The sequence below is a fragment of the Achromobacter marplatensis genome, from assembly GCF_049060505.1.
Taxonomy (GTDB): Bacteria; Pseudomonadota; Gammaproteobacteria; order Burkholderiales; family Burkholderiaceae_B; genus Achromobacter; species Achromobacter marplatensis_A.
The window spans coordinates 147,777-172,811 of record NZ_JBMGRB010000007.1; the positions used below are offsets into that span (position 1 = coordinate 147,777).

General features: G+C 66.4%; 21 protein-coding genes and 1 tRNA gene. 11 read left to right on the forward strand and 11 right to left on the reverse strand.

The genetic code is table 11. The annotated features are described in order from the left end of the window. The first annotated feature begins 2 nt into the window (after nucleotides 1-2). From ACI0FO_RS18480 to trpC, 5 genes are all read left to right on the forward strand, one after another. Nucleotides 3-710, forward strand: coding sequence for a phosphoglycolate phosphatase (locus ACI0FO_RS18480; protein WP_416028935.1), 708 nt, complete (start codon nucleotides 3-5; stop codon nucleotides 708-710). 289 nt (nucleotides 711-999) lie between these two features. Next, nucleotides 1,000-2,520 carry an anthranilate synthase component I gene (trpE, locus tag ACI0FO_RS18485; RefSeq protein WP_416028936.1) on the forward strand — a complete coding sequence of 507 codons (1,521 nt, stop codon included), beginning with the start codon at nucleotides 1,000-1,002 and terminating at the stop codon, nucleotides 2,518-2,520. 46 nt (nucleotides 2,521-2,566) lie between these two features. After that, a complete protein-coding gene (locus tag ACI0FO_RS18490; RefSeq protein WP_310034001.1) occupies nucleotides 2,567-3,133 on the forward strand; it encodes an aminodeoxychorismate/anthranilate synthase component II in 567 nt (188 codons plus the stop codon). Between the two features lie 12 nt (nucleotides 3,134-3,145). Next, nucleotides 3,146-4,177: an anthranilate phosphoribosyltransferase gene (gene trpD, locus ACI0FO_RS18495; protein ID WP_175175560.1), complete on the forward strand. Its 1,032-nt coding sequence runs from the start codon at nucleotides 3,146-3,148 to the stop codon at nucleotides 4,175-4,177. Next, nucleotides 4,174-4,962, forward strand: a complete 789-nt coding sequence (gene trpC / locus ACI0FO_RS18500; protein ID WP_416028939.1) for an indole-3-glycerol phosphate synthase TrpC — start codon at nucleotides 4,174-4,176, stop codon at nucleotides 4,960-4,962. Before trpD ends, trpC begins: the two co-directional genes overlap by 4 nt. 51 nt (nucleotides 4,963-5,013) lie before the next feature. Here trpC and ACI0FO_RS18505 read toward each other — a convergent pair whose 3' ends face one another. Continuing rightward, the gene (locus tag ACI0FO_RS18505) at nucleotides 5,014-6,903 is read right to left on the reverse strand and encodes a sigma-54-dependent Fis family transcriptional regulator (protein ID WP_416028941.1); all 1,890 of its coding nucleotides are present in this window, start codon (nucleotides 6,901-6,903) and stop codon (nucleotides 5,014-5,016) included. A 230-nt stretch (nucleotides 6,904-7,133) separates the two neighbouring features. On the opposite strand from ACI0FO_RS18505, the gene adh reads away from it, so the two are divergent. Together adh and ACI0FO_RS18515 are read left to right on the forward strand one after the other, a co-directional pair. Then, nucleotides 7,134-8,663, forward strand: a complete 1,530-nt coding sequence (gene adh, locus ACI0FO_RS18510; protein WP_416028943.1) for an aldehyde dehydrogenase — start codon at nucleotides 7,134-7,136, stop codon at nucleotides 8,661-8,663. A gap of 71 nt (nucleotides 8,664-8,734) precedes the next feature. Beyond that, on the forward strand, nucleotides 8,735-9,112 hold the full coding sequence (locus ACI0FO_RS18515) for a DUF779 domain-containing protein (RefSeq protein WP_416028945.1): 378 nt from the start codon (nucleotides 8,735-8,737) through the stop codon (nucleotides 9,110-9,112). On the opposite strand, the gene ACI0FO_RS18520 is transcribed toward ACI0FO_RS18515, so the two are convergent. Together ACI0FO_RS18520 and ACI0FO_RS18525 are read right to left on the reverse strand one after the other, a co-directional pair. Further along, nucleotides 9,099-9,272: a hypothetical protein gene (locus ACI0FO_RS18520; RefSeq protein ID WP_416028947.1), complete on the reverse strand. Its 174-nt coding sequence runs from the start codon at nucleotides 9,270-9,272 to the stop codon at nucleotides 9,099-9,101. The genes ACI0FO_RS18515 and ACI0FO_RS18520 overlap by 14 nt on opposite strands. Continuing rightward, on the reverse strand, nucleotides 9,269-9,880 hold the full coding sequence (locus ACI0FO_RS18525) for a 2-hydroxychromene-2-carboxylate isomerase (protein ID WP_416028949.1): 612 nt from the start codon (nucleotides 9,878-9,880) through the stop codon (nucleotides 9,269-9,271). The genes ACI0FO_RS18520 and ACI0FO_RS18525 overlap by 4 nt, the downstream gene beginning before the upstream one ends. A gap of 189 nt (nucleotides 9,881-10,069) precedes the next feature. On the opposite strand from ACI0FO_RS18525, the gene ACI0FO_RS18530 reads away from it, so the two are divergent. Continuing rightward, the gene (locus ACI0FO_RS18530; RefSeq protein ID WP_416028951.1) at nucleotides 10,070-11,002 is read left to right on the forward strand and encodes a LysR substrate-binding domain-containing protein; all 933 of its coding nucleotides are present in this window, start codon (nucleotides 10,070-10,072) and stop codon (nucleotides 11,000-11,002) included. A gap of 46 nt (nucleotides 11,003-11,048) precedes the next feature. Here the strand turns inward: ACI0FO_RS18530 and selD are convergent, their stop codons facing one another. Continuing rightward, on the reverse strand, nucleotides 11,049-12,110 hold the full coding sequence (gene selD / locus ACI0FO_RS18535) for a selenide, water dikinase SelD (RefSeq protein ID WP_416028953.1): 1,062 nt from the start codon (nucleotides 12,108-12,110) through the stop codon (nucleotides 11,049-11,051). A gap of 152 nt (nucleotides 12,111-12,262) precedes the next feature. Between selD and ACI0FO_RS18540 the strand changes: the two genes are divergently transcribed. Next, complete coding sequence (locus ACI0FO_RS18540) at nucleotides 12,263-13,363, forward strand: transglutaminase-like domain-containing protein (RefSeq protein ID WP_416028955.1); 1,101 nt, start codon at nucleotides 12,263-12,265, stop codon at nucleotides 13,361-13,363. Nucleotides 13,364-13,385: 22 nt separating this feature from the next. Then, entirely contained in the window at nucleotides 13,386-13,925 is a 540-nt protein-coding gene (locus ACI0FO_RS18545; RefSeq protein WP_416028957.1) for a TlpA disulfide reductase family protein, read from the forward strand. Between the two features lie 66 nt (nucleotides 13,926-13,991). Here the strand turns inward: ACI0FO_RS18545 and ACI0FO_RS18550 are convergent. The 7 genes from ACI0FO_RS18550 to fdnG form a co-directional block, all read right to left on the reverse strand. Continuing rightward, nucleotides 13,992-14,087 (reverse strand) — tRNA-Sec (locus ACI0FO_RS18550). Between the two features lie 12 nt (nucleotides 14,088-14,099). Further along, nucleotides 14,100-16,046 carry a selenocysteine-specific translation elongation factor gene (gene selB / locus ACI0FO_RS18555; RefSeq protein WP_416028959.1) on the reverse strand — a complete coding sequence of 649 codons (1,947 nt, stop codon included), beginning with the start codon at nucleotides 16,044-16,046 and terminating at the stop codon, nucleotides 14,100-14,102. Then, complete coding sequence (selA, locus tag ACI0FO_RS18560; RefSeq protein ID WP_416028960.1) at nucleotides 16,043-17,473, reverse strand: L-seryl-tRNA(Sec) selenium transferase; 1,431 nt, start codon at nucleotides 17,471-17,473, stop codon at nucleotides 16,043-16,045. The genes selB and selA overlap by 4 nt, the downstream gene beginning before the upstream one ends. Before the next feature lies 1 nt (nucleotide 17,474). Then, nucleotides 17,475-18,407, reverse strand: a complete 933-nt coding sequence (fdhE, locus tag ACI0FO_RS18565; RefSeq protein ID WP_416028962.1) for a formate dehydrogenase accessory protein FdhE — start codon at nucleotides 18,405-18,407, stop codon at nucleotides 17,475-17,477. A 179-nt stretch (nucleotides 18,408-18,586) separates the two neighbouring features. Next, complete coding sequence (locus ACI0FO_RS18570) at nucleotides 18,587-19,219, reverse strand: formate dehydrogenase subunit gamma (protein WP_416028964.1); 633 nt, start codon at nucleotides 19,217-19,219, stop codon at nucleotides 18,587-18,589. Then, on the reverse strand, nucleotides 19,212-20,111 hold the full coding sequence (gene fdxH, locus ACI0FO_RS18575) for a formate dehydrogenase subunit beta (RefSeq protein ID WP_416028965.1): 900 nt from the start codon (nucleotides 20,109-20,111) through the stop codon (nucleotides 19,212-19,214). The genes ACI0FO_RS18570 and fdxH overlap by 8 nt, the downstream gene beginning before the upstream one ends. Nucleotides 20,112-20,121: 10 nt before the next feature. Further along, entirely contained in the window at nucleotides 20,122-23,190 is a 3,069-nt protein-coding gene (gene fdnG / locus ACI0FO_RS18580; RefSeq protein WP_146121063.1) for a formate dehydrogenase-N subunit alpha, read from the reverse strand. Nucleotides 23,191-23,474: 284 nt separating this feature from the next. On the opposite strand from fdnG, the gene ACI0FO_RS18585 reads away from it, so the two are divergent. Beyond that, on the forward strand, nucleotides 23,475-25,025 hold the full coding sequence (locus ACI0FO_RS18585; protein ID WP_416028967.1) for a DUF1254 domain-containing protein: 1,551 nt from the start codon (nucleotides 23,475-23,477) through the stop codon (nucleotides 25,023-25,025). The last annotated feature ends 10 nt before the right edge of the window (nucleotides 25,026-25,035 follow it).

Below are 25,035 nucleotides of genomic sequence, written 5' to 3' on the forward strand. Positions count from 1 at the left end.
ACATGACCGCTTTTCGCGCTGCGCTGCTGGACCTGGACGGCACCTTGCTGGATTCCATCCCCGACCTGGCCTTCGCGGCCAATGCCATGCGCGTGGAGCTCGGCATGACCGCGCTGCGCGAAGACGTGGTGGCCACCTTCGTCGGCAAGGGCGTGGACAACCTCGTCCGCCGCAGCCTGGCGGGCAGCCTGGACGCCGCCGACCCGTCGGCCGAGGACTTCGCCCGCGCCCGCGAGGCCTTCTACCGCCACTACCACCTGGTCAATGGCGAACGCGCCCAGGTCTACCCGGGCGTCATCGACGGGCTGAAACACATGCGCGACCAAGGTCTGAAGCTGGCCGTCGTCACCAACAAGCCCACCGAGTTCACGCTGCCGCTTTTGCAGCGCACCGGCCTGGCGGGCTTTTTCGACGTGGTCGTCTGCGGCGATACCTGCGCGCGCCGCAAGCCCGACCCCGACCAGGTGCTGCACGCCTGCGAACTGCTGGGCGTGGCGGTGACCGAAGCCGTGACCATCGGCGACTCGATCAATGACGCGCAGGCTGGCCGCACGGCGGGCACGCAGGTGCTGGTGGTGCCTTACGGCTACAACGAAGGCCGTGACGTGCGCGAGCTGGATGTCGATGGTATAGTGGACACGCTAGTCAACGCCGCGCAGTGGGTGGCGCTCTGGAACCAAAACCAGAACGCCGCCACGGCAGCCTCCTGAAAAGGACGCTTTGCTGGAACATACGCGGCCTGGCAACACCTGAATTATCAAAGACTTATTTCGGATCAATGAACGCTTATCCCCAGAACCAAATGCTCGGCGCCTCGTGGCGCTGGTGGCGTTTGTCTTCCGGGTGGCGATGATCCCTCCCGGCCCTGGACGCGTATGCCGCCTAGTGCCGTAGCTGTGTAAACCACAGAGCCAAGCCCGGAACCAGTAACCTGGACCGGGCTTTTTTGTTGTGCGCCCGGTCTGAAAGCAAACACCCCATCGCTTACGAGACCCCGACATGACCGAAATCGAATTCAAGGCCCTCGCCGCGCAAGGCTACAACCGCATCCCGCTGGTCGCCGAGACCTACGCCGACCTGGACACGCCGCTGGGCATCTACCTGAAGCTGGCGCATGCGGGCCCCCTGGCCGGCCGCATGACGTGCCTGATGGAATCGGTGGTGGGCGGCGAGCGCTTCGGGCGCTATTCCTTCATCGGCCTGCCGGCCCGCACGGTGATCCGCGCCAGCGGCACCGTGACGGAAGTGCTGCACGACGGTCAGGTGGTGGAAACGCACGAAGGCGATCCACTGGCCTTCATCGAACAGTACCAGGGCCGTTTCAAGGTTGCCCTGCGCCCAGGCATGCCGCGCTTCTGCGGCGGCCTGGCCGGCTACTTCGGCTATGACACGGTGCGCCACATCGAGCCGTGCCTGGGCCCCGCCGTCAAACCGTTCCCGGCTGGCATGGAAGGCGGCACCCCCGACCTGATGCTGATGCACGTGGACGAACTGGTCATCGTGGACAACCTGGCCGGCCGCATCTACCTGATGGTCTACGCCGACCCCAGCCAGCCCGAATCCTATAGCCGCGCCCAGCAGCGCCTGCACGACCTGCGCGCGCGCCTGCGACGCCCGGTGGAAATCCCTTACAGCCACGCCAGCATGCAGACCGAAGAGCGGCGCGACTTCAAGAAGGAAGACTATCTGGCGGCCGTGCGCCGCGCCAAGGAACACATCGCCGCCGGCGACCTGATGCAGGTGCAGGTGGGCCAAGTCATCGCCAAGCCCTTCCGCGATTCGCCGCTGTCCCTCTACCGCGCCCTGCGGTCGTTGAACCCGTCCCCCTACATGTACTTCTGGAACTTCGGCGACTTCCAGGTCGTGGGCGCATCGCCCGAGATCCTGGTGCGCCAGGAACGCGTGGTGGACAACGGCGTGCCGAAGTCGCAGATCACCATCCGGCCGCTGGCGGGCACCCGCAAGCGCGGCGCCACGCCCGAGGAAGACGCGGCGCTGGCCGCCGAACTGAAGGCGGATCCCAAGGAAGTGGCCGAACACGTGATGCTGATCGACCTGGCCCGCAACGACGTGGGCCGCGTGGCCGAAGTCGGCTCGGTGAAAGTCAGCGACACCATGGTCATCGAACGCTACTCGCACGTGATGCACCTGGTGTCCAACGTGACCGGAAACCTGAACCCCGGCATGAGCAGCATGGACGTGCTGCGCGCGTCGTTCCCCGCCGGCACGCTGACGGGCGCGCCCAAGGTCGAGGCCATGAAGATCATCGATGAACTGGAGCCCGTGCGCCGCGGCATCTACGGCGGCGCGGCTGGCTACCTGTCGTATGGCGGCGAAATGGACGTGGCCATCGCCATCCGCACCGGCGTCATCAAGGACGGCACGCTGTACGTGCAGGCCGCCGCCGGCATCGTGGCCGACTCCAACCCCGAAGCCGAATGGGCCGAAACGGAAGCCAAGGCCCGCGCCGTGCTGCGCGCCGCCGAACAGGTGCAGCATGGCCTGGACGAACCCATCTGATCGCGGCCCCGCCCAACCTGAATACCGCCCCCGCACGGAGAAAAAAATGCTGTTGATGATCGATAACTACGACTCTTTTACCTACAACCTGGTCCAATACTTCGGCGAACTGGGCGAAGACGTGCGCGTGGCGCGCAATGACCAGATCACGCTGGAGGAGATCGCCGCCCTGAATCCGGACCGCATCTGCGTATCGCCCGGGCCTTGCTCGCCCGCCGAGGCCGGCATTTCGGTGGCCGCGATCCAGGCCTTCGCCGGCAAGAAGCCCATCCTGGGCGTGTGCCTGGGCCACCAGGCCATCGGCGCGGCCTACGGCGGCGACATCGTCCGCGCGCAGCAGATCATGCACGGCAAAACCGTCAAGATCTCGCACACGGGCACCGACCTCTTCACCGGCCTGCCCACCCCGTACACCGTGATCCGTTACAACTCGCTGACCATCGACCCCGCCACCCTGCCCGACTGCCTGGCGGTGACGGCGACCGCCCCGGACGGCGACATCATGGGGGTCCGCCACAAATCCCTGCCGCTGTACGGAGTACAGTTCCACCCCGAATCCGTGCTCAGCGAACATGGCCACGCCCTGCTGCGCAATTTCCTGAACCTCGCCTGAGAAGGACGCACCGTGACGATTTCCCCCACCGAAGCGCTGACGCGCTGCATTGAACACCGCGAAATTTTCCACGACGAGATGCTGCATCTGATGCGCATGCTGATGCGCGGCGAGATGTCCCCGCAGATCGCCAGCGCCCTGCTGATGGGTCTGCGCGTGAAGAAGGAAACCATCGGCGAGATCACCGCGGCCGCGCAGGTCATGCGCGAATTCGCCACGCCGGTCGTGACGCCCAATCCGCAGGACCTGCTGGACATGTGCGGCACGGGCGGCGACGGCAGCCACACGTTCAACATTTCGACCACCGCCATGTTCGTAGCGGCGGCGGCCGGCGTGCCGATCGCCAAGCACGGCAACCGCAGCGCCTCGTCCTCCAGCGGTAGCGCCGATGTGCTGGAAGCCCTGGGCGCCAACCTGGTGCTGACGCCCGAAGACGTGGCCGAGTGCATCCAGGCCACCGGCATCGGCTTCATGTTTGCGCCCGCCCACCATGGCGCCATGAAAAACGTGGCGGCCGTGCGCAAGGAACTGGCCGTGCGCACCATTTTCAACATCCTCGGGCCGCTGACCAACCCCGCGGGCGCCGCCAACCAGCTGATGGGCGTGTTCCACCCCGACCTCGTCGGCATCCAGGTGCGCGTGCTGGAACGCCTGGGGTCGCGCCATGTGCTGGTCGTACACGGCAAGGACGGCATGGATGAGGCCTCGCTGGGCGGCGCCACGCTTGTGGGCGAGCTGAAAGATGGTCAAATACGGGAATATGAAATCCACCCTGAGGACTACGGGCTATCCATGATGTCCAACCGGTCCATCAAGGTGTCCAATCGCGAGCAGTCGCGCGAACTTGTCATTGAAGCGCTGGACAATGTGGAGGGCGCCGCGCGCGACATCGTCGCGCTGAATGCGGGGCTAGCCATCTATGCCGGCAATAAAGCTGATTCCATTCCCGAAGCCTTAGCGCTAGCATTTGAATTGATTGCCACCGGCGCGGCGCGAGCCAAGCTGGAAGAATTCTGCGCATATACCCGGAAATTCCAGAAATGAACGATATTCTTGCGAAGATCCTCGCCGTCAAAGTCGAGGAAGTCGCCGCCGCTCGCCAGATGCGCAGCGAAGCCGAGGTCCTGCGTGAAGCGCAGGCACGGCAGGACGTGCGTGGCTTTGCCCAAGCCATTGAAGACAAGATTTCGCAGGGCAAAGCCGGCGTCATCGCTGAAATCAAGAAAGCCTCGCCCTCCAAGGGGGTGCTGCGCGACACCTTCGCCCCCGCCGACATCGCCTCGACCTATGCGGTGCACGGCGCGGCGTGCCTGTCGGTGCTGACGGACGTGCAGTTCTTCCAGGGCTCGCACGACCACCTGCGCCAGGCGCGCGCCGCCTGCTCGCTGCCGGTGCTGCGCAAGGATTTCGTGATCGACCCCTACCAGATCATCGCCGCCCGCGCGATGGGCGCGGACTGCGTGCTGCTGATCGTGGCCGCGCTGTCACCGTCGCAATTGCGCGACTACGAAACGTTGGCGATGGAACTGGGCATGGACGTCCTGGTGGAAGTGCACGACGCGCGGGAACTGGATGTGGCGCTGACCATGAAGACGCCGCTGCTGGGCATCAACAACCGCAATCTGCGCACGTTCGAGACCAGCCTGAAGAACACGCTGGACCTGCTGCCCAACATTCCGGCGGGCAAGCGCGTCGTGACCGAAAGCGGCATCCTGACACCGGAAGACGTCAAGCTGATGCGCGACCACCAGGTCAACGCTTTCCTGGTGGGCGAAGCGTTCATGCGCGCCAAGGATCCGGGCGCCGAGCTTGCGCGTCTGGTGGGCTGAGGCGCCTGCGGCCAGGGGCTGCGCGAACGCTATTGCGAACTTGCCGCGCAGCTATCGCGGACGCGGCACAACCAGATTACCCGCTCGCCGGTACACCGTGCTGCGGTGCACACCCAGCGCGCGCGCCGCACGGCTGACGTTGCCGCCGTGCGCGGCCAGCGCATCGCGTATTGCGGCATCCGTCATGGATTGCAGATCCGCCGCGCCGCTGCCCGTCGTGGGCGCCGCGTCCGGCGCGCAGGACGCAGCCGGCGACTGCAACAGTTCGGCCGGCAGCATGTCGGCATCGACCACACCCGACGGGCCCGCCAATACATGCAAGGTGCGCAGCACCGCCACCAACTGCCGGTAATTGCCCGGCCACGAATACGCGGCCAGACGGGCTTCGATCGCCGGCGGCAGCACCGGGCCGGGGCCCTGCGCCGCCCACAACGCGCGCAACAACTCCAGGCGGTCGGCGCGGGCGCGCAGCGGTTCTAGCGTGACCGTATATTCGGCGATGCGGAAGTACAGGTCGGGGCGCACCGGCGCATCGGATCCTTCGTGCGCCAATGGACGATGGGTGGCACACACCAGCGCAAAATCCACCGGCACCGGCCGCGCCGCGCCCAGTGGCGACACTTCGCGCGTTTGCAGCACGCGCAGTAAACGTGATTGCAGCAGCAGCGGCATATCGCCGATTTCATCCAGGAACAGCACGCCGCCATGCGCCTGGCGCAGCAGGCCCTTGCTGCCTTGCCTGCGCGCCCCCGTAAAGGCGCCGTCTTCGTACCCGAACAGTTCGGATTCGATCAGGCTTTCGGGCAGTGCCGCGCAATTGACCGCCACGAATGGCCCCGACGCGCGCTTGCCACGCGCATGCAGTTGGCGGGCAAACACTTCCTTGCCCACCCCCGTTTCGCCTTGCAGCAAAATGGAGACGCCCGCATCCGCCAGATGCACGGCGCGCGCCAGCGCCCCCAAGGTCGCGGCGTCGAAGCTGGGCGCCACGGGCTGCGGGGAACTTGCCCGCAGGGACGCCGGCGCCACAGGCTGTGGCGGGCGCGAACGCGGCAGGTGCAGACGGGCGTGATAGCTGGCGCCCGTGCGTGCATGCACTCGGCCCGCGGCATCCGGGCAGCGGTCCAGCTCGCCGTCGAATACATCGGCATAGCGATACACGCCCAAGGCAGTGGCCGCCAACCCCAACGCCAGCAAGGCGCGGCGGTTGGCGCCGATCAGCAGGTCGCCCTGGAACGCCAGCAGGCCTTCGCCGGGCGCACCCAGGCCGGCGTGGTCCGTGTGCAGCCGCAGCACGGCATGCTGCGCGTAGGTTTGCTCGAACAGCCCATGTTCGATCAGGTCGACCGCCGCGCGCACCAGTTCCAGCATGTCGGGACGGATGTCGCGTGCCTGGCTGGACAAGTCCAGCACGCCCAGCGTGCGGCCCTCGCTGTCGGTGATAGGCACCGCGGCGCAGGTCAGGATGCGGTTGGGTTCGAAATAGTGTTCCGCGCCATGCACGGCGATAGGCCGCCCCTCGACCAGCGCGGTGCCGATGGCGTTGGTGCCCGCCGCGGCCTCATCCCAAGGCGCGCCAGGCATCAACGCCACGCGGGACGCGCGGCTGGCGAAGCCGCTGTCGCCATCGCTGTCCAGCACCAGGCCCTGGGCGTCCGAAAGAATCACCAGATTGCCACTGCCGCCGGCTTGCCGGCGCAAGTACGACATGGCGGGTTCCGACAAGCGGCGCAAGGCTTCGTTGCGTTGCTGGGCCTCGCGCAGTTCGCCCTGTGTCATGAGCTCGGCGCGCCGCACGCCACGCATGTCAAAGCCCAGGTCGGCGCACCGGCGCCAGGATCGCAGGATGGGCTCGGCAACGATGCCGCCGGGCACGGCGCCCTGCTGGTTGAACAGCAGGCGCGCTTGCGTCAGCGAGTGCTGACGGGATTGACTGGCCATGCGTGTCTCCTAGGACAGGCGCTTCTGCGACACCTGTTCCGCGACAACGTCGCAAATAACGACACCTCGAAGGGGCAAAACTGTTGCACGCGCGGCACGGCGCGGCGAAGTCAACTTTCGCACGCGAGGGCGCGCGCTGTCCAGCGGGGGAAGCCCGCAGGTTGGCATGTTCCTTGCTTGATACCAGACAGGCAGCCCACTGCCGCTATTCCACAATATCGGAGACAAGCATGGATATCGCGACCCGCATCACCCCGGACACGTATGGCACCCGTCTGGACCTGAAGACGCAGTACGACAACTTCATCGACGGCAAGTGGCAAAAGCCCGCCGATGGCGAGTACTTCGACAACGTCACGCCAGTGACCGGCCAGGTGTTGACCCGCAACGCGCGTTCCAAGGAACGCGACATCGATATGGCGCTGGACGCCGCGCACCGCGCCGCGCCGAAATGGGGAGCGACCCCGGCCGCCGAGCGCGCCCGCATGCTGATGCAGATTGCCGACGTGATGGAAGCCAACCTGGAACGCCTGGCCACGGCTGAAACGTGGGACAACGGCAAACCCATTCGCGAAGCGCGGGCCGCCGACATCCCGCTGGCGATCGACCACTTCCGCTACTTTGCCTCGTGCATCCGCAGCCAGGAAGGCGGTTTGTCTGAAATCGATAGCGACACGGTGGCCTACCACTTCAATGAACCGCTGGGCGTGGTCGGCCAGATCATCCCGTGGAACTTCCCCATCCTGATGGCCGCATGGAAGCTGGCGCCCGCGCTGGCGGCCGGCAACTGCGTGGTGCTGAAGCCCGCTGAACAGACGCCGCTGGGCATCCTGCTGTTGATGGAATTGATCGGCGACATCCTGCCGCCGGGCGTGCTGAACGTGGTGACGGGTTTTGGCCTGGAAGCCGGCAAACCGCTGGCTTCCAGCAAGCGCATCGCCAAGATCGCCTTCACCGGTGAAACCACCACCGGCCGCCTGATCATGCAGTACGCGTCGCAGAACATCATCCCCGTCACGCTGGAACTGGGCGGCAAGTCGCCCAACATCTTCTTCGCGGACGTGGCCGCGCAGGATGACGACTTCCTGGATAAGGCCGTTGAAGGTTTCGTCATGTTCGCGCTCAACCAGGGCGAAGTGTGCACGTGCCCCAGCCGTGCGCTGATCCAGGAATCGCTCTACGACAAGTTCATGGAGCGCGCATTGAAGCGCGTGGCCGAGATCAAGCAGGGCAACCCGCTGGACGGCGACACGATGCTGGGCGCGCAGGCCTCCACCGAACAATTGGAGAAGATCCTGTCGTACCTGGACATCGGCAAGCAGGAAGGCGCCGATGTGCTGGCTGGCGGCTCGCGCGCGCAGATGCAGGGCGCGCTGGAAGGCGGCTATTACGTGCAGCCCACGGTCTTCAAGGGCCACAACAAGATGCGCGTGTTCCAGGAAGAGATCTTCGGGCCGGTCGTCGCGGTGACCACGTTCAAGGACGCCGACGACGCGCTGGCGCTGGCCAACGACACGCTCTATGGCCTGGGCGCCGGTGTGTGGTCGCGCGACGCGAACACGTGCTATCGGATGGGCCGCGCCATCAAGGCCGGCCGCGTGTGGACCAACTGCTATCACGCCTATCCCGCGCACGCGGCGTTCGGCGGCTATAAGCAGTCGGGCATCGGGCGCGAGAATCACAAGATGATGCTCAACCATTATCAGCAGACGAAGAACCTGCTGGTGAGCTATTCGCCGAAGAAGCTGGGTTTCTTCTGATCGCCAACTGGCAGCCGGGCGCATCGGCCTTCGGGCCGGGCGCGCCCGGCGCTGCGGACAGGAATGACGCCATGGCAGAACACACGCCGCGCGTGGTCGCGACCGACGAGGCGCGCCAATTGATCGATACGTTGCGGGCCAAGCATGGCCCGCTGATGTTCCACCAGTCGGGCGGATGCTGTGATGGCAGTTCGCCCATGTGCTACGCGCTGGGCGAGTTCATGGTGGGCGGCTCGGACGTGCTGCTGGGCGACCTGGAAGGTTGCCCGTTCTACATGGGCGAAGACCAGTTTGCGTATTGGGAGCACACGCAGCTGATCATCGACGCCGTGCCGGGACGCGGCGGCGCCTTTTCGCTGGACAGCGCGGAAGGCAAGCGCTTTCTGCTGCGCTCTCGCCTGTATTCAGACGACGAATGGGCGCGGGTCGCGCCGGTCACGAAGGGGTGAACGACCCGCCCTTGTCCCGCCCCTGGCCGGCCGGGCCTTGTGCCTGCCCGGCCTGCTTCCATTGGAACGACACGCGGCGGATGCGGGCGGCGCGGAATTGCGTGAACGAACGGCCGCCCGGCATGGGCGCGCCGCGATAGGCATTGCTTGCGTTTTTCATCGTTGAGCCCACTCCAGGGCGTCTTCAAGGCGGTCATTGCCCCAGAACATTTCATCGCCCACGAAGAACGTGGGCGCGCCGAACACGCCCAGATCGCGCGCGCGGTCCACCTGCCGCCGCAGCGCTTCCTTGGCGGCTTCGGATTTGGCGCGGGCGATCAAGGCATCCGCGTCCAAAGACAGGCCGGTCAACAGGTCATGCACGACGTCTTCGGCCTGAATGTCCAGATCGTGTTGGAAATTGGCGCGGAACACGGCCAGGCAGAAATCGCGCCCCCAGGGTTCGTCCTGGCCCAGCAGCCCGATCCGGGCAGGCAGCACGCTCATGCGCGGGAAAAGGCGCGGCCGGTGGTAGACCACGCCGTACTTGTCGGCCAGGCGGGCGATGTCGCGCATCATGTAGGCGCCCTTGCCCGGAAACAGCCGGAACGGCGTGTCGTTCCACCCCTGCGCCTGGAAGATCGGGCCCAGCAGAAAGGGGCGCAGGTCGACCTGCACGCCAGCCGTGCGCGCCAAGGCGTCGAGACGCTCGATCGCCAGGTAGCTGTAGGGGCTGGCGAAATCGAACCACATCTGCATGCGGGGCGAATCAGGCAAGGGCGCGGTCATCAAAGAACCTCCGGGTGGGCAGCATGGCTAGGAAAGTAGCGCGACCTGCGCTTTCTCGGGGCCGCAACGACAACCATCGCGCAAGGCCCGGGATCGATGTCCCGGATGCCTGTCGCATGTCTGTCATTGAACCCGCCGACGTACTATTGCTCAAGCGACATTTCCGTCCGATACGCATGAGTTATACGAATGCCATATCCCCTGGCCAAACTTCCCCCGCTTGACCTGGTCCGCGGGTTTGTCGCCGTGGGCCGCCGCATGAGCATCACGCTTGCCGCGCAGGATCTGCATGTGACGCAATCGGCCGTCAGCCGTCAGATCCGGGCGTTGGAAGCGCACTTGGGCGTGCCGCTGCTGGTGCGTGGATTCCGTAGCGTGTCCTTCACATCCGAAGGCGCGCAGCTGTTCCGCATGGCGGACGTGTGGCTCAGCCAACTGGGCGACCTGACCGAACAATTGCGCGCGCCCGAACGGCGCACCCCCATCACGGTGACCACCACCATCGGCGTGGCGTCGCTGTGGCTGTTGCCCCGGCTGGGAGAATTCCAGGCGGCGCATCCGCACATCGACGTGCGGGTGGCGGCCGACAACCGCTTGATCGATATCGACCGTGAAAGCGTGGACATCGCCATCCGCTACAGCCCGCGCGACATGGTGCCCGACGGCGCGGCCTGGCTGTTCGGGGAATCCGTGGTGCCGGTCGCGCACCCGTCGCTCCATGCCCGCGAATTGGACGCGAGCGAATTGCAACGCCACGTCTTGCTGGAATTCGATGATCCTACACGCCCCTGGCTACAGTGGTCGGAATGGTTGAACGCGCGTGGACTGGGGCGGGTACGTGGCAAGGGCATGCTGCGCTTTAACCAGTACGACCAGATCGTGCTGGCCGCGCTGGCGGGCCACGGCGTCGCGCTGGGCCGGCTGGCGTTGATCGCGCCGATGCTGGCGGATGGCCGGCTGGAAGCGGTGGGCGGGCAGGCCGCCCGTGCCACGGACCTTGCCTACTGGCTGGTGCGCAACACGCGGCGCAGCACGCCAGACGCCGACGTGGTGGCGCGGTGGCTGACGGAACAAGCCGCCATGACCGCGCGGGAACTGTCGCCGGCGGCGACGACCGGTTAAGGCCGGCCGCCGGGCATGCCGCGGCTGGACGGCCTTTTCCGCTTGCCTATTCCACCCGCACCTGCGCGTCGCCGGCGGTCATTTCGCCCACCACGGCGGCTTGTTCGAAACCTTGGCTGCGGAACAGGTCCAACACCGCGGCGGCCGCCTCCGGCGCGCATGCCACCAGCAAGCCGCCGGACGTCTGCGGGTCAGTCAGCAACGCACGCTGCGTGTCGGTCACCGCGTCGCCCAACTGCACGGATCCGCCATAGGACGCCCAGTTGCGGCCCGACGCGCCGGTGATCACGCCTTCCGACGCAAACGCTTGCACGCCCGGCAGCCAAGGCAGGGCATCCAGGCGCAGCCGCGCCGTCAGCTTCGCGCCGCGCGCCATCTCCAGCGCGTGGCCCAGCAGGCCAAAACCCGTCACGTCCGTGATGGCATGCACGCCGTCCAGCGCGGCCAGCGCCGGGCCGGGACGGTTAAGGCGCGTCGTTGTGTCGATCATGACGCGATAGCCGGCGTCGTCCAGGCGGTTCTTTTTCAGCGCGGCCGACAAGATGCCCACGCCCAGCGCCTTGCCCAGGATCAGCACATCCCCCGCCCGCGCATCGGCATTGCGCTTGAGACGGCCGGGATGCACCAGCCCCATCGCCGCCAGACCGTAGATGGGTTCCACCGAATCGATGCTATGGCCACCCGCGACCGGAATACCCGCTTCCTCGCAGACCGATTCACCGCCGCGCAAAATATCCGCGATGACACTATGCGGCAGCACATTGATGGGCATGCCGACGATGGCCAGCGCCATGATCGGCGTGCCGCCCATCGCATATACGTCCGACAGCGCGTTCGTCGCCGCGATGCGGCCGAAGTCGAAGGGGTCGTCCACGATTGGCATGAAGAAATCGGTGGTGGCGATCAGCGCCTGTTCGTCGTTCAGCCGGTAGACCGCGGCGTCGTCAGCGGTCTCGGTGCCCACCATCAGGTTCGGATAACTGGCGGCGGGTCCGAAGCGCTTGAGCAGTTCGGACAGCACGCCCGGCGCGATCTTGCAGCCACAGCCGCCCCCGTGGGACAGCGACGTCAAACGCGGCACGGCCGCCGTGGCAACATCCTGGGTCATTTCAATCTCCATGAGTCAATGCAAAAAGGATAGCACCGCCGCAGAAGTTGGCTCTATGATGATTCGGCTGGACGCGCAGGAGCACACCCCAAGGGACGGCCGCCCGGCCACGGGCGCACCGATAGCCAAACTTCACCGTGCGTGAGGGCTTCATGGATCGCCGACACTTTCTCCAACTTTCCGGCGCATTGTGCGCCGCCACAACCGCCTTGCCGCAGGTGCTTCGCGCCCAGCAGGCCCCCGTCAGCGCCGGCTGGCGCGGCTTTGAACTGACCACCGACATCAGCGTGAAAGAGCCCGGCGCGCACACGCGCATCTGGATACCGGTGCCGTATGCCATCGACACCCCTTACCAGCGCGGTGCGCAAAGCACCTGGCAGGTCAGCGGCGGCGGCACTGCACAGTTGATGCGGACGCCGGGCTACGACGTTCAGATGCTGGCCGTGCAATGGCCGGACGGACAGGCGCCGCGCAACGTCACCGTGACCAGCCGGTTCCAGACCCGCAACCGTCGCGTGGATCTCACCCAGCCGCCGCCCCCGGGCGCCACGCTTGAACGCCCCGCCACGCTACGGGAATTCCTGAAACCCACCGCGTTGCTGCCCACCGACGGCATCGTCAAAACAACCGCCGACCACATCACGCGGGGTCACGTGGGCGACGTGGCGCGCGCCCGCGCCATTTACGAATGGGTGGTGGAGAACACCTGTAGAACCGCCTCCACGCGCGGCTGCGGCGTGGGCGACGTGCGCTACATGCTGACGGCGAACGATCTGAACGGCAAATGCGCCGACATCAATGCACTGTTCGTGGCGCTTGCCCGCGCTGCCGGCATCCCCGCGCGCGACGCCTATGGCGTGCGCGTGGCCAATTCCGAACTGGGCTACAAGAGCCTGGGCAAAGCCTTCGACGTCACGAAGGCACAGCACTGCCGCGCCGAGTTCCATGCGGCCGGGTACGGCTGGATTCCGGTCGACCCCGCCGACGTGCGCAAGGTCATGCTGGAGGAACCGCCGGGCGACTTGCCGCTGACCGACGCCAAAGTGCGGGCTGCCCGCGTCATGCTGTTCGGCGCATGGGAAATGAACTGGGTTGCCTACAACCATGGCCACGATGTTGTGCTGCCGGGCTCCGCGCACGACCCCGTGCCGTTCCTGATGTACCCCAACGGCGAAACCCGCGCCGGCCGCCTGGACAGCCTGGACCCCGACAGTTTCAGCTATAAGCTCAGCGCCCGGCCCATCGCCATCTGAACCTGCCCCTGAGGAAGCCGCCTTGATCAGCCGTCGCCGTCTGCTGCAATCCGGTTTGTCGCTGGCTGCCTTGCCCGCCTGGGCCCGGGCCGCCAGCGATTCGGGGCTGAAGGCCGCCACCGGCCTCGATTGGGCGCCGTGGACCGCGCCCACGCCCGCGCTCGTCCTGCCCGACCTGAGCGGCCGCGAACAAAAGCTCTCGGCCTGGCGCGGCAACGTCGTGATCGTGAGTTTCTGGGCCACCTGGTGCGACCCCTGCCGCGATGAGATCCCGCTGATGTCGGCCATGGCCAAGCGGCACCGCGAAGAAGGCCTGCGCCTGGTGGCGGTGAACGTCGGCGAGGCGCTGGGCAAGGTGTCGACCTTCCTGGCGAAATGGCCGGTGGCCGGCACGGTGCTGCACGACCGCAACAGCGCGGCATCAAAAAAGTGGGAAGCGATCGGGCTGCCGGCAAACTACCTGGTGGACCGCGGCGGGTCCATCAGGTATTGGCATTTGGGGGAACTGGACTGGCGGTCGGACCGCGTGACGAGCGTGGTGACGCGGATGCTGCGCAGATAATACGAATGCTGCGCTGGCGGCGCGGATGCTGCGCAAGTGGCGCGAATGCTGCGCAAGTGGCGCGATTGGCGGAAGGCAGCAGGAGTCGAACCTACCTGGGAACGTCTGACGCCCCCAACTGGGTTTGAAGCCCAGCCGTGCCGCCGGGCACGAATGCCTTCCCCAGCGGACCGCCTATGATACCGGCTCTGCGTCCGCCTGCATCGCGGCATACGCGCTTTCCGGCCGCAACAGGTGCGTATCGCGCACGCGCCGCGTATAGCCCACGCGGTCGAAGAACTCCAGGATCTGAATAGCGCGCTTGCGGCCCAGCCCCGTTGCGTCGCGGAACACCGCCGCGTTCAGCCCCTGGGGCCGTGCCGCCAAGTCGGCCGCCAGCCGCGCCAGCGCCCGCACCTGGTCACGGTGATAGAACAGATCTTTCACGACCTGCGCCACATCGCCACGCCGCAACAACTTGCGCAGTAATTGGCGCACGCGCTCTTCGGGCTCGTCCTGCGCACGGGCCAGGTCACGCACCCATGGAGGATCGAACCCGCCTTGCTGCAACAGCGGCAGCAGGCGCTGGGCCAGCGCCGATTCGGCGTCCGCCAGCGTGGACGTATGGGCGGGCAAATGCAGCCACGGACCATTTCGCGCCACACGGCCGTCGCGTTGCAGCTGGTCCAGCACCGCAGTCCACAACGCATCCGATCCCACCGGCATCGCCATCCGGCGCAAGCGCGCGCTGTCCGGGCCAGGCTCGTCCGGCGCGCTGTGATGAAAGGCCGCCAGCGCTTGTTCGACGCGTTCAAGCAAGGCATCCCAGTGCGTGCCAAGGATCAGCGTGCGCGGCGCCTGGGCATTGCGCGTTTCGATCCACAGCGCGCCGTGCGGCGCGTCGATCGCGCGCACCGGCTTGCCAGTCAGGCGCTGCAACGCGCCTTCGTCCAGGCCCAGCGGCGCGTGCGCCAGCACGGGCGGCAAACCGCCGCCATCCAGCATGTCGATCAATGCCTGCAAGCCTTGCAGCCGCGAGGCGGCGCGGCGCTTGCGGTCTGGCGCATTCGGGTCCAGCACCCGGCCGCCGCCGACGGTGCGCGTGGCTTGCGCATTGCGCACGATGTAGCGGTCGCCCGGCATGGCGCAGACCGGCTCGTCGAACACCAGTTGCACCCATCCCGATTGCCCCGGCGCCAGCGTCTCCGCGCTAAGCGGCACCGCATGCGCCACATGGCGCGCGGCGCCGATATGGACATGCAACGGCGCCCAGGCGCGCACGGGCGCATCGGCCGAAGGCAGCAACGTCAGCGCAACATCGATATGGCGCGAGGGCAGAAAACAGCGTGCGTCAGCAATCCAATCCCCGCGCGAGATGGCGCTCTTGTCGATGCCCGCCAGGTTCAACGCGCAACGCTGCCCGGCCGCGCCGGTTTCGCTGGGTTGGTTCTGCGCGTGGATGCTGCGCACGCGCACCCGCGTGCCCGCAGGCATCAGGCGTAGATCCGCCGTGTCGTCGCCCGCCCGGGCCTGCCCTGCGTGCACCGTGCCGGTCACGACCGTGCCATGGCCCGCCAAGGTGAACACGCGGTCAACGGCCAGCCGGAACAGACCGGCGGCGTCGCGCTGGCGCACGCCTTCGGCCTGCGCATGCAGATAGGATTTCAGTTCCGCGGCGCCGGGATCGCCGGCTTGGGACGCCTGCACGGCGAACACCGGCGCGCCGGCCAGGAAGGTGCCAGCGGCAAGTTCCGCGATCTCGGCTCGCACGGCCATCTGCTGCGCGGCGTCGGCGCGGTCGGTCTTGGTCAGCGCCACCGCGCCTTGGGCCACGCCCAGCAGGGACAGAATGGCAAGATGCTCGCGCGTCTGCGGCATGACGCCGTCGTCCGCCGCCACCACCAGCAGGCCGAAATCAATGCCGCTGGCCCCGGCCGCCATCGTATGCACCAGCTTTTCGTGGCCGGGCACGTCGATAAACCCCAGCACTTCGCCGTTGGCCAGCGGCGTATAGGCGTAGCCCAGTTCGATGGAGATGCCGCGCGCTTTTTCTTCCTTGAGCCGGTCGGTGTCGACTCCGGTCAGGGCGCGCACCAGCGTGGTCTTGCCGTGGTCGATATGCCCGGCGGTGCCGATGATCATGCCAGCGGCTCCGCCAACTGCGCGGCGAAGGCCGCTTCGTCGCGCGCTTCCAGGCAGCGCAGGTCCAGCCACAAGGCGTCGTCGGCGATGCGGCCGATGACCGGCGTGGGCAGGCGGCGCAGTTGCGCCTCGAGCTTGTCCAGGTGCCGCCCCGGGCGGCCGCTGCCCGTGTAGCGCAGCGCCAGCCCCCAACTGGGCAACTGATCAACCGGAAGCGCCCCGCTGCCGATCTGGCTGAACATGGGCACGGCCTCGACCGCGTAATGGGCGCCCGCCGCATGCGCCAGCACACCGCGCAGCCGCTCGGCCTGCGGCTGGATCTCGCGCTGCGGGCGGGTCAGCAGGCGCAGCGTGGTCAGGCGTTGGGCCAGGAATTCCGGCGCGCGGTACAAGCCCAGCACGGGCTCCAGCGCGGCCAGCGTCAGCTTGCTGACGCGCAGGGCGCGCTTCAGCGGATTCTTCTTGATCTTGCGGATCAGGTCGGCGCGGCCCACGAGCAGGCCGGCTTGCGGTCCGCCCAGCAGCTTGTCGCCGCTGAAGGTCACGAGATCGGCGCCGGCAGCGATCGTCTCGCGCACCGTGTCTTCCTTGGGCAGGCCGAACTGGGTCAGGTCCACGAGGGTACCGCTGCCCAGGTCGACCGTGGCGGGCAGGCCTTTCGCGTGCGCCAGCGCCGCCACCTCGGCCACGCTGACGCTCTTGGTGAAACCGGTAACGGCGTAGTTACTGCAATGCACTTTCATCAGCATCGCGGTGCGCGGGCCGATGGCGTTTTCGTAGTCGGCGGCGTGGGTGCGGTTGGTCGTGCCCACTTCCACCAGCTTGGCGCCCGCGCGTTTCATGATGTCGGGGATGCGGAACGCGCCGCCGATTTCGACCAGTTCACCGCGCGACACAACGGCCTCGCGCCGGTCGGCCAATGCGTTCAGCATCAGCAGCACGGCGGCGGCGTTGTTGTTGACAACGGTGGCGGCTTCGGCGCCCGTCAGTTCGCACAGAAGTTCGTCGATGAGGTCGTCGCGGTCGCCGCGGCCCCCGGTGTCCAGGTCGAACTCCAGATTGGCCGGCGTGGTCAGCGCGCGCAACACGGACGCAACAGCTTCATCGGGCAATAGCGCCCGGCCCAGGTTGGTGTGCAGCACGGTGCCGGTCAGGTTGTAGACGGCACGCAGGCGCGGCTGGGCGGCGCGATCCAGCGCCGCCGACACACGGCCGGCGACGGCGGACGCTTCCAGGTCGCGACGCGGCAATTGGCCTGCCAACGCGCGCTGGCGCTGCGCATCCAGATCGCGCCGCAGCGTCGCCACCACTTGGGTGCGGCCGTGTGTTTCCAAGGCGGCGCGCAGGGCATCGGCGTTCAGCAGCCGGTCCAGCGGGGGAATGTCGGAGACGGCGGCCACGCCGCCTTCTGGCGGGTGCTCGGCCATGCTATTCCTCGGCGCCATGCCACAACAAGGGGTTGCCGCTGGCGCGCGAATAGCCGGCCTCGCCCACCAGCACGTCCAGCATGAGGCTGGCCAGATCATCGGCCACCGGCTCTACATTGAAGTCTTTGTCTTGGTAGAAGATCTTGCGGTAGGTGTGGCAGTGGTCGCAGGTTTCGGCCTTGACCGCGGGTGAACGGCCATCGATGGCCTGATACGCCACCGATTCCACGTCTTCGCAATGCGTGCACTTCACGCGCACCATGTGCCATTGCGTGGCGCACAGGCTGCAGCACAGGTAGCGGTAGCCTTCGTACTGACCGCCCACGCGCACCACGCTGGCCACTGGCAGGCTGGCGCACACGGGACAGACGCCGAACGGGCTGACCACCGGCAGCTGCTTGTCGTCGAAGCGGCTGGCCAGATCGGTCCAATAGACCTGCAAGGCCGCCATCACGAACGGAGCCGCGGCACCATCCACGCCCTGGTCCTGCTCGGACAGCACGGCTTCGGCCAGGTCTTCCAGCGCCTCCGGGTCTTCATCGACCGCCCGGCGCAACGCGGCGCAGACTTCGATGGCTTCGGCCGGCACGTCCTTGCCGCGCGACACGTCGTCCACCAGCTGCGCCAGGATGCCGCGCCACAGGGGATCGCGCGGCCAGCCCACTGCCTGCAACGGCGGCATGCCGTGCGCTTGCGCCAACGCGACACGGTCTTCGGACGCCTCGGGCGCCGCGCAGTCCTTCAAGGCGCGGTGCTGGGCGTCGACCAACTGCGCCATCAGCAGCAGATAGTCGGCCACCGGGCTGTCCGCCGCCAATTGGCGCAGGCGCGCCGCACGCGTGGCGAACACGGAACCGCGGTCGGGCAGGCTGACACGGGGAATGACGTTGTGGTCTAGCGCTTCGATCTCGCCGCGCGGAAGAATTCGCTGCAATTGCGTCTCCAGAAAAACAAACACGGCTGCTGGCCTTCAAAGAAGGATAGCAGCCGTTGACAACCAGGTGGAGGGGCCTCTCCCTCCGCCGGGCCGCCCCGAGGAGGGAGAGGCCCCTCGGGGGGCAGGAAGCGCACGCAGTGCGCGCACCGTGGGGCACCGTGGGGGCACCCCAGCTTTTATTTTTTTACCTGTTCGCGGAACCACGCCCGGTGATGTTTCCACGCCCACCCGGCGCTGACGTAACCGCGCAGCATCGCGGTCAACGATCCCTTGACCCAGATCGCCGCGTAGATGTGCACGATGATCGAGCAGATCAGCACCAGCGCCGTCACGGCGTGCACCACGGAGGCGACCCGCACGACCCAGATCGGGAAATAGAACGCGAAGAATTCGCGCCAGATCACGATGCCGCTGGCGAACAGCCCCAGCATGCACAGCACCAGCACATAGAACAGCAGCTTCTGGCCGGCGTTGTACTTGCCGACTTCGGGCAGTTTTTCTTCGCGGTTCTCGACCACGTCGTTCAGTTGCTTCAACCACTGGCGGTCGGCCTTCGTCATCATGTTGTGCCGCCACATGTGACCGGCGAACACGACGAAGCAGACGAACATCACCAGCCCGATGAAAGGATGCAGGATGCGCGTCCAGGGCCCGCCGCCGAACAGGTTGGTCAACCAATACATCGACGGATGGAACAGCGCCAGGCCAGAGAGCGCCAACAGGATGAACGTGAACGCGATGATCCAGTGGTTGGTGCGCTCGCCCGGCGAATAGCGCTTGATCCGGCGGTAATGGCGATCTTCAGTCATGGCGCACCTCCTCTTCGGCACGGCGTTCGTCTTCTTCCGAGACCTCGTTGCGTCCGACGCGGGCGTAGTGGAAGAAACCTGCCAGCGCGGTCAGGGCCATCGCAGCCACGCCCAAGGGTTTGGCCAGCCCCTTCCACAACGACACCATGGGGCTGATATGCGGGTCCTTGGGCAGCCCGTGATACAGCCCGGGCTGATCGGCGTGATGCAGCACATACATGACATGGGTGCCGCCCACGCCCTGCGGGTCATACAGGCCAGCCTGATCGAAACCGCGGGATTTCAGGTCCACGATCCGCTCTTCGGCGTGCTGCTTCATGTCTTCCTTGGTGCCGAACACGATGGCCCCGGTGGGACAGGCCTTCACGCAGGCTGGCTCCTGGCCGACGGCCACGCGGTCGGAACACAAGGTGCACTTGTACGCTTTGTGGTCCTTCTTGGAGATGCGCGGCACGTTGAACGGACAGCCGGTGATGCAGTAGCCACAGCCGATACAGTTTTCCTCGTGGAAATCCACGATGCCGTTGGTGTACTGGATGATGGCGCCCGGCGAGGGACAGGCCTTCAGGCAGCCGGGGTCCTCGCAGTGCATGCAGCCGTCCTTGCGGATCAGCCATTCCAGGTCGCCAGCGGGGTTCTCGTATTCCGAGAAGCGCATGACGGTCCAGGAATGCTCGGTCAGGTCGGCCGGGTTGTCGTAGACGCCCACGTTGGTGCCGATCTCGTCGCGCAGGTCGTTCCATTCCATACAGGCGCTTTGGCAAGCCTTGCACCCGATGCACTTGGAGACGTCGATCAGCTTGGCGACCGAACCCGTGACGGGTTCACGGATGCCCGGCGGCGGCGTGGTCGTGGCGGAGCGCCGCTTGATGTCTAGGGATTGCATGGACATGTCGGTTCTCCTAAGCCTTCTCGACCTTGACCAGGAACGACTTGAATTCCGGTGTCTGGGAATTGCCGTCGCCCACGAACGGCGTCAGGGTGTTGGTAAGGAAGCCGGGTTTGGCCAGGCCCACGAAGCCCCAGTGGATGGGGATGCCCACGTGGTGCACGGTCTTGCCCTCGATGGTCAGCGCCCGCAAGCGCTTGGTGACCAGCGCCACCGCCTTGATGTAGCCGCGGTTGGACGACACCTTCACCCGCGTCCCGTTGGCGATGCCGAGTTCCTTGGCCAGCGCGTCGCCGATCTCGACGAACTGCTCCGGCTGGAGGATCGCGTTGATGCGGACGTTTTTGGTCCAGTAGTGGAAGTGCTCGGTCAGGCGGTAGGTGGTGGCTACATACGGGAACTTGTCCACCGTGCCCATCGCGGCCAGGTCGTCCTTGAAGACGCGCGCGGCCGGATTGCTGGTAACGCCCTTGGCCTTCGGATACAGCGGGTTGTAGCCCAGCGGCGTCTCGAAAGGTTCGTAGTGCTCGGGGAACGGCCCTTCGGCCATGCCCGCCCGCGCGAAGAAGCGCGCCACGCCTTCCGGGTTCATGATGAACGGGCCCATGCCGCCGTCGGGGTTCTCGTCGCCCTTGAAGTCGGGGATGTCGGCGCCCGCCCAGATCTTGCCGGTCCAGGAGATCAGCTTGCGGCGGGGATCGAACGGCTTGCCGGCCACGTCGCACGACGCACGGTTGTACAGAATGCGGCGGTTGGCCGGCCACGCCCAGGCCCAGTTCAGGGTCTGGCCGATGCCGGTCGGGTCGCTGTTGTCGCGGCGCGCCATCAGGTTGCCGCCCGGCCCCCAGGCGCCAGCGAAGATCCAGCAGCCGCTGGCCGTGGAGCCGTCGTCGCGCAGCTCGGCGAATCCGGCCAGTTGCTCGCCGCCCTTGCGGGTGACCTTGGCGGGGTCCTTCGGGTCGACCAAGTCCACCAGCGCGCGGCCCGAGTATTCCTTGGCCAGCTCTTCCGCGGTGGGGTTCTGCGGATTGGAGTAAGGCCAGGACAGGTTGACGATGGGGTCGGGATACTTGCCGCCTTCTTCCTGGTACATCTTGCGCAGGCGCGTGAAGATCAGCGCCATGATCTCGATGTCGCTCTTGGCTTCGCCCGGGGGCTCGGCGCCCTTCCAGTGCCATTGCAGCCAGCGGCCGGAATTGACCAGCGCGCCGTCTTCTTCGGCAAAGCAGGTGGTGGGCAGGCGGAAGACTTCGGTCTGGATCTTGGTGGGATCCACATCGTTGGCTTCGCCCGCGTTGCGCCAGAACTCAGAGGTCTCGGTGACCAGCGGGTCCATGATGACCAGGAACTTCAGCTTGGCGAACCCGTCGTTCAGCTTGGCCTTGTTGGGCGCGGCGGCAAGCGGGTTGAAGCCCTGCGCAATGTAGCCGTTCATCTTGCCCTGGACCATGAGCTCGTAGACTTGAAGCATGTCGTAGAGCTTGTCCAGCTTGGGCAGGTAGTCGAACGCCCAATTGTTTTCCGCCGTGGCGGCAGCCCCCCACCAGGCCTTCATCAGGCTGACGTGGAACTTGTTGTAGTTCTGCCAGTAGCTGAGCTGGTTGGGGCGCAGCGGCTTCTGCGTGCGCGCTTCGATGTACTTGCCGTAGTCCTGTTCGGGCTCGTTGGGCAGGGTCATGTAGCCCGGCAGCAGGTTCGACATCAGGCCCAGGTCGGTCAGGCCCTGGATGTTCGAGTGCCCGCGCAGCGCGTTCATGCCGCCGCCGGCGATGCCGATGTTGCCCAGCAGCAGCTGCACCATCGCCCCGGTGCGGATGATCTGCGAACCGATGGAGTGCTGCGTCCAGCCCAGCGCGTACAAGATGGTTCCGGCGCGGTTGGGGCTGGCGGTGGATGCCAGCATTTCGCACACCTTCAGGAACTTGTCCTTGGGCGTGCCGCACACGCGCTCGACCATGTCTTCGGTGTAGCGCGAATAGTGCTTCTTCATCAGTTGGTAGACGGTGCGCGGATGCGCAAGCGTCGGATCCGTCTTGACGAAGCCGTCTTCGCCGCGCTCGTAGTCCCAGCTGGCCTTGTCGTAGGAACGCTTGTCGGCGTTGTAGCCGGAATACAAGCCTTCCTCGAACGTGAAGTCTTCACGGACGATGAAAGAAAAGTCGGTGTAATTGCGCACGTACTCGTGCTGGATCTTGTCGTGATCCAACAGGTACTTGATGACGCCACCCAGGAAGATGATGTCGGTGCCGGTGCGTATGGGCGCGTAGAAGTCCGCCACGGATGCCGAGCGCGTGAAGCGCGGATCCACGACGATCAGCTTCGCCTTGTTATGGGCTTTCGCTTCCGTGACCCACTTGAACCCGCACGGGTGGGCCTCGGCGGCATTGCCGCCCATGATAAGCACTACGTCCGCGTTCTTGATGTCGACCCAATGGTTCGTCATCGCTCCACGGCCAAACGTCGGGGCAAGACCTGCCACCGTCGGGCCATGTCAGACACGGGCTTGATTGTCGAACGCCAGTAATCCCATGCTGCGCACGGTTTTGTGCGTGATGTAGCCAACCTCGTTGCTGCTTGCCGAGGCGGCCAGCATGCCGGTGGTCAACCACCGGTTTACCGTTTTGCCGTCCGCGGTCTTCTCGACGAAGTTCGCGTCGCGGTCGGCTTTCATGAGCTTGGTGATGCGGGTCAGCGCGTCGTCCCACGACATCCGCACCCATTTATCCGACCCGGGCGCCCGGTATTCCGGGTACTTCAGGCGATTGGGGCTGTGGATGAAGTCGATCAGGGCAGCGCCCTTCGGACAGAGTGTGCCGCGGTTGACGGGGTGATCGGGGTCGCCTTCGATGTGCATGATGCTGGCGCGCGCGTTCTTGGACCCATCGCCCAGACCGTACATCAGCAAACCGCAGGCGACCGAACAGTAGGGACAGGTGTTGCGCGTTTCGGTCATGCGCGCAAGTTTGTACTGGCGCACCTCAGCCATGGCTGTGCCGGGAGCAACCCCGAGCAATGCCAGGCTGGAGCCTGCCAGGGTTGCACCTGTCACCTTGAAGAACTGGCGGCGATTCATGTTGACCATGAAGCACTCCTCTCCTGGTGAATGACGAAAGCCGGAGGCTCGCCCGAAGGAAAAAGCCCTACAACTTCCAAGGATATTTCAACAAGTATATTCCGAAGCCGCATCGCCGTGCCATGGGTAGTCCCCGCTTTCAGCCGGGATTTGGCGGCGAAATGGGAGTTGTTCGCAGATTTTGGATGGTCTGGTGGCTGCTACCATTGCCGGCGGCCGTGGCTGGATCGGCCGCTTTTCCATCGCTTTTCCATCGCTTTTCCATCTTTACCGCCTGATTCGCTGGAGCGCCGATGCGCCGCTTTGCCCCCTTGGCCCTGTCCCTTGCCGCGCTGGCCGGGGCCGCCGCCCCTGCTACCGCCGCCCCTGCCGCCGCCGCCCCCGCCCGGGCTGCCTTGTCGCCGGCCGCGGCCGCCACCGAAGCCGCCCATCAAGCGGCCATGGACGGCTATCTGTATTTCTATCCCCTGGTCACGATGGACCTGACCCGGCGCCAGTTCACGCATCCGTCGCAGGGCGCCCAAGGCGCGCCGTCCAACACCTTCCTGCATGTCCGCGCCCTGCCCCAGCCGGGCGCGGCCACGCCGTGGGCCAACCCCGACATGCTGCGCAGCACCGGCTGGCTGGACCTGACGGCCGGCCCCGTGGTGCTGTCAGTGCCGGACACCCAGGGGCGGCTGTACACGCTGACGCTGCTGGACATGTGGACGGACGTGTTCGCCACGCTGGGCAAGCGCACGACGGGCACGGCCAAGGGCAATACCGTGATCGTGCCGCCGGGCTGGACTGGCACGCTGCCGTCGGGCATGGCACGCATCGATGCGCCCACGGCCTACGTCTGGGCGAAGGCCCTGATCCAGGCCGACGGACCCGCGGACTACCCCGCCGTCAACACCTTGCAGGACGGATTCACACTGACGCCGCTGTCTCAGTGGAACCTGCCCGCCCAGTCGCAACGCGTGAAGTCCGACCCGAACCTGGACCTGAAAGTGCCGGTGCGCGAGCAAGTCGAATCCATGCCCACCGACGCCTTCTTCACCTATGCGGCCGAGTTGCTGCGCAAGCATCCGCCGCACGCCAACGACCAGCCCGTGCTGGCCCCACTGCGCCGGGTCGGCCTGATACCCGGCAGGACTTTCGACTTCGACCGCCTGGAGCATCCCGCCAAGCAGGGCATGCGCCGTGGCCTGCGGGCAGGCCGCGAACGCATGGAAGCTGCAGCCGGCGGCACGCTGCGCGCCCTGAACGGCTGGCAGCAGGAAACGGCCAGCGTCGGCGTTTACGGCAGCGCCTATCTGCGCCGCGCGCTGGCCGCCCAGGCGCAACCCGGTTCGGGCCTGCCCGAAGATCTGGCGGTGCTGCTGCTGGCCGCCGACAGCCAGGGCGCGCCGATCGATGGCGCGCACCGCTACGTGCTGCGCTTTGACAGCGGCCAGTTGCCGCCCGCAGGCGCGCTATGGTCGCTGGCCGCCTATGACGGCCAGGGCATGCCGGTGGCCAACATGCTGAACCGCTACGCGCTGGGTGACCGCGCGCCCTTGCGCTACAACGCCGATGGTTCGCTGGATGTGCACGTAAGCCAGGCGCCGCCCCCGCCTGAAGATCAGGCCAATTGGCTGTCCATCCCGGCCGCGGAGCCGGTAACGCTGCTACTGCGCGTCTATGAGCCCGGCCCCGCGCTGCTGGACGGGTTGTGGATGCCGCCCCCACTGGTACGCGATGCGCCGCCACCGCTGGCGGAGCCGGAGGCCGCGCCTGTGGCGGAACCGGTGGCCGAGGCGATGCCCGCCGCCCCGGCCAAGGCCGCTACCCCGGCACCGGCTCCCGCCGCCAAGAAACCCTAGACGGCGCAGG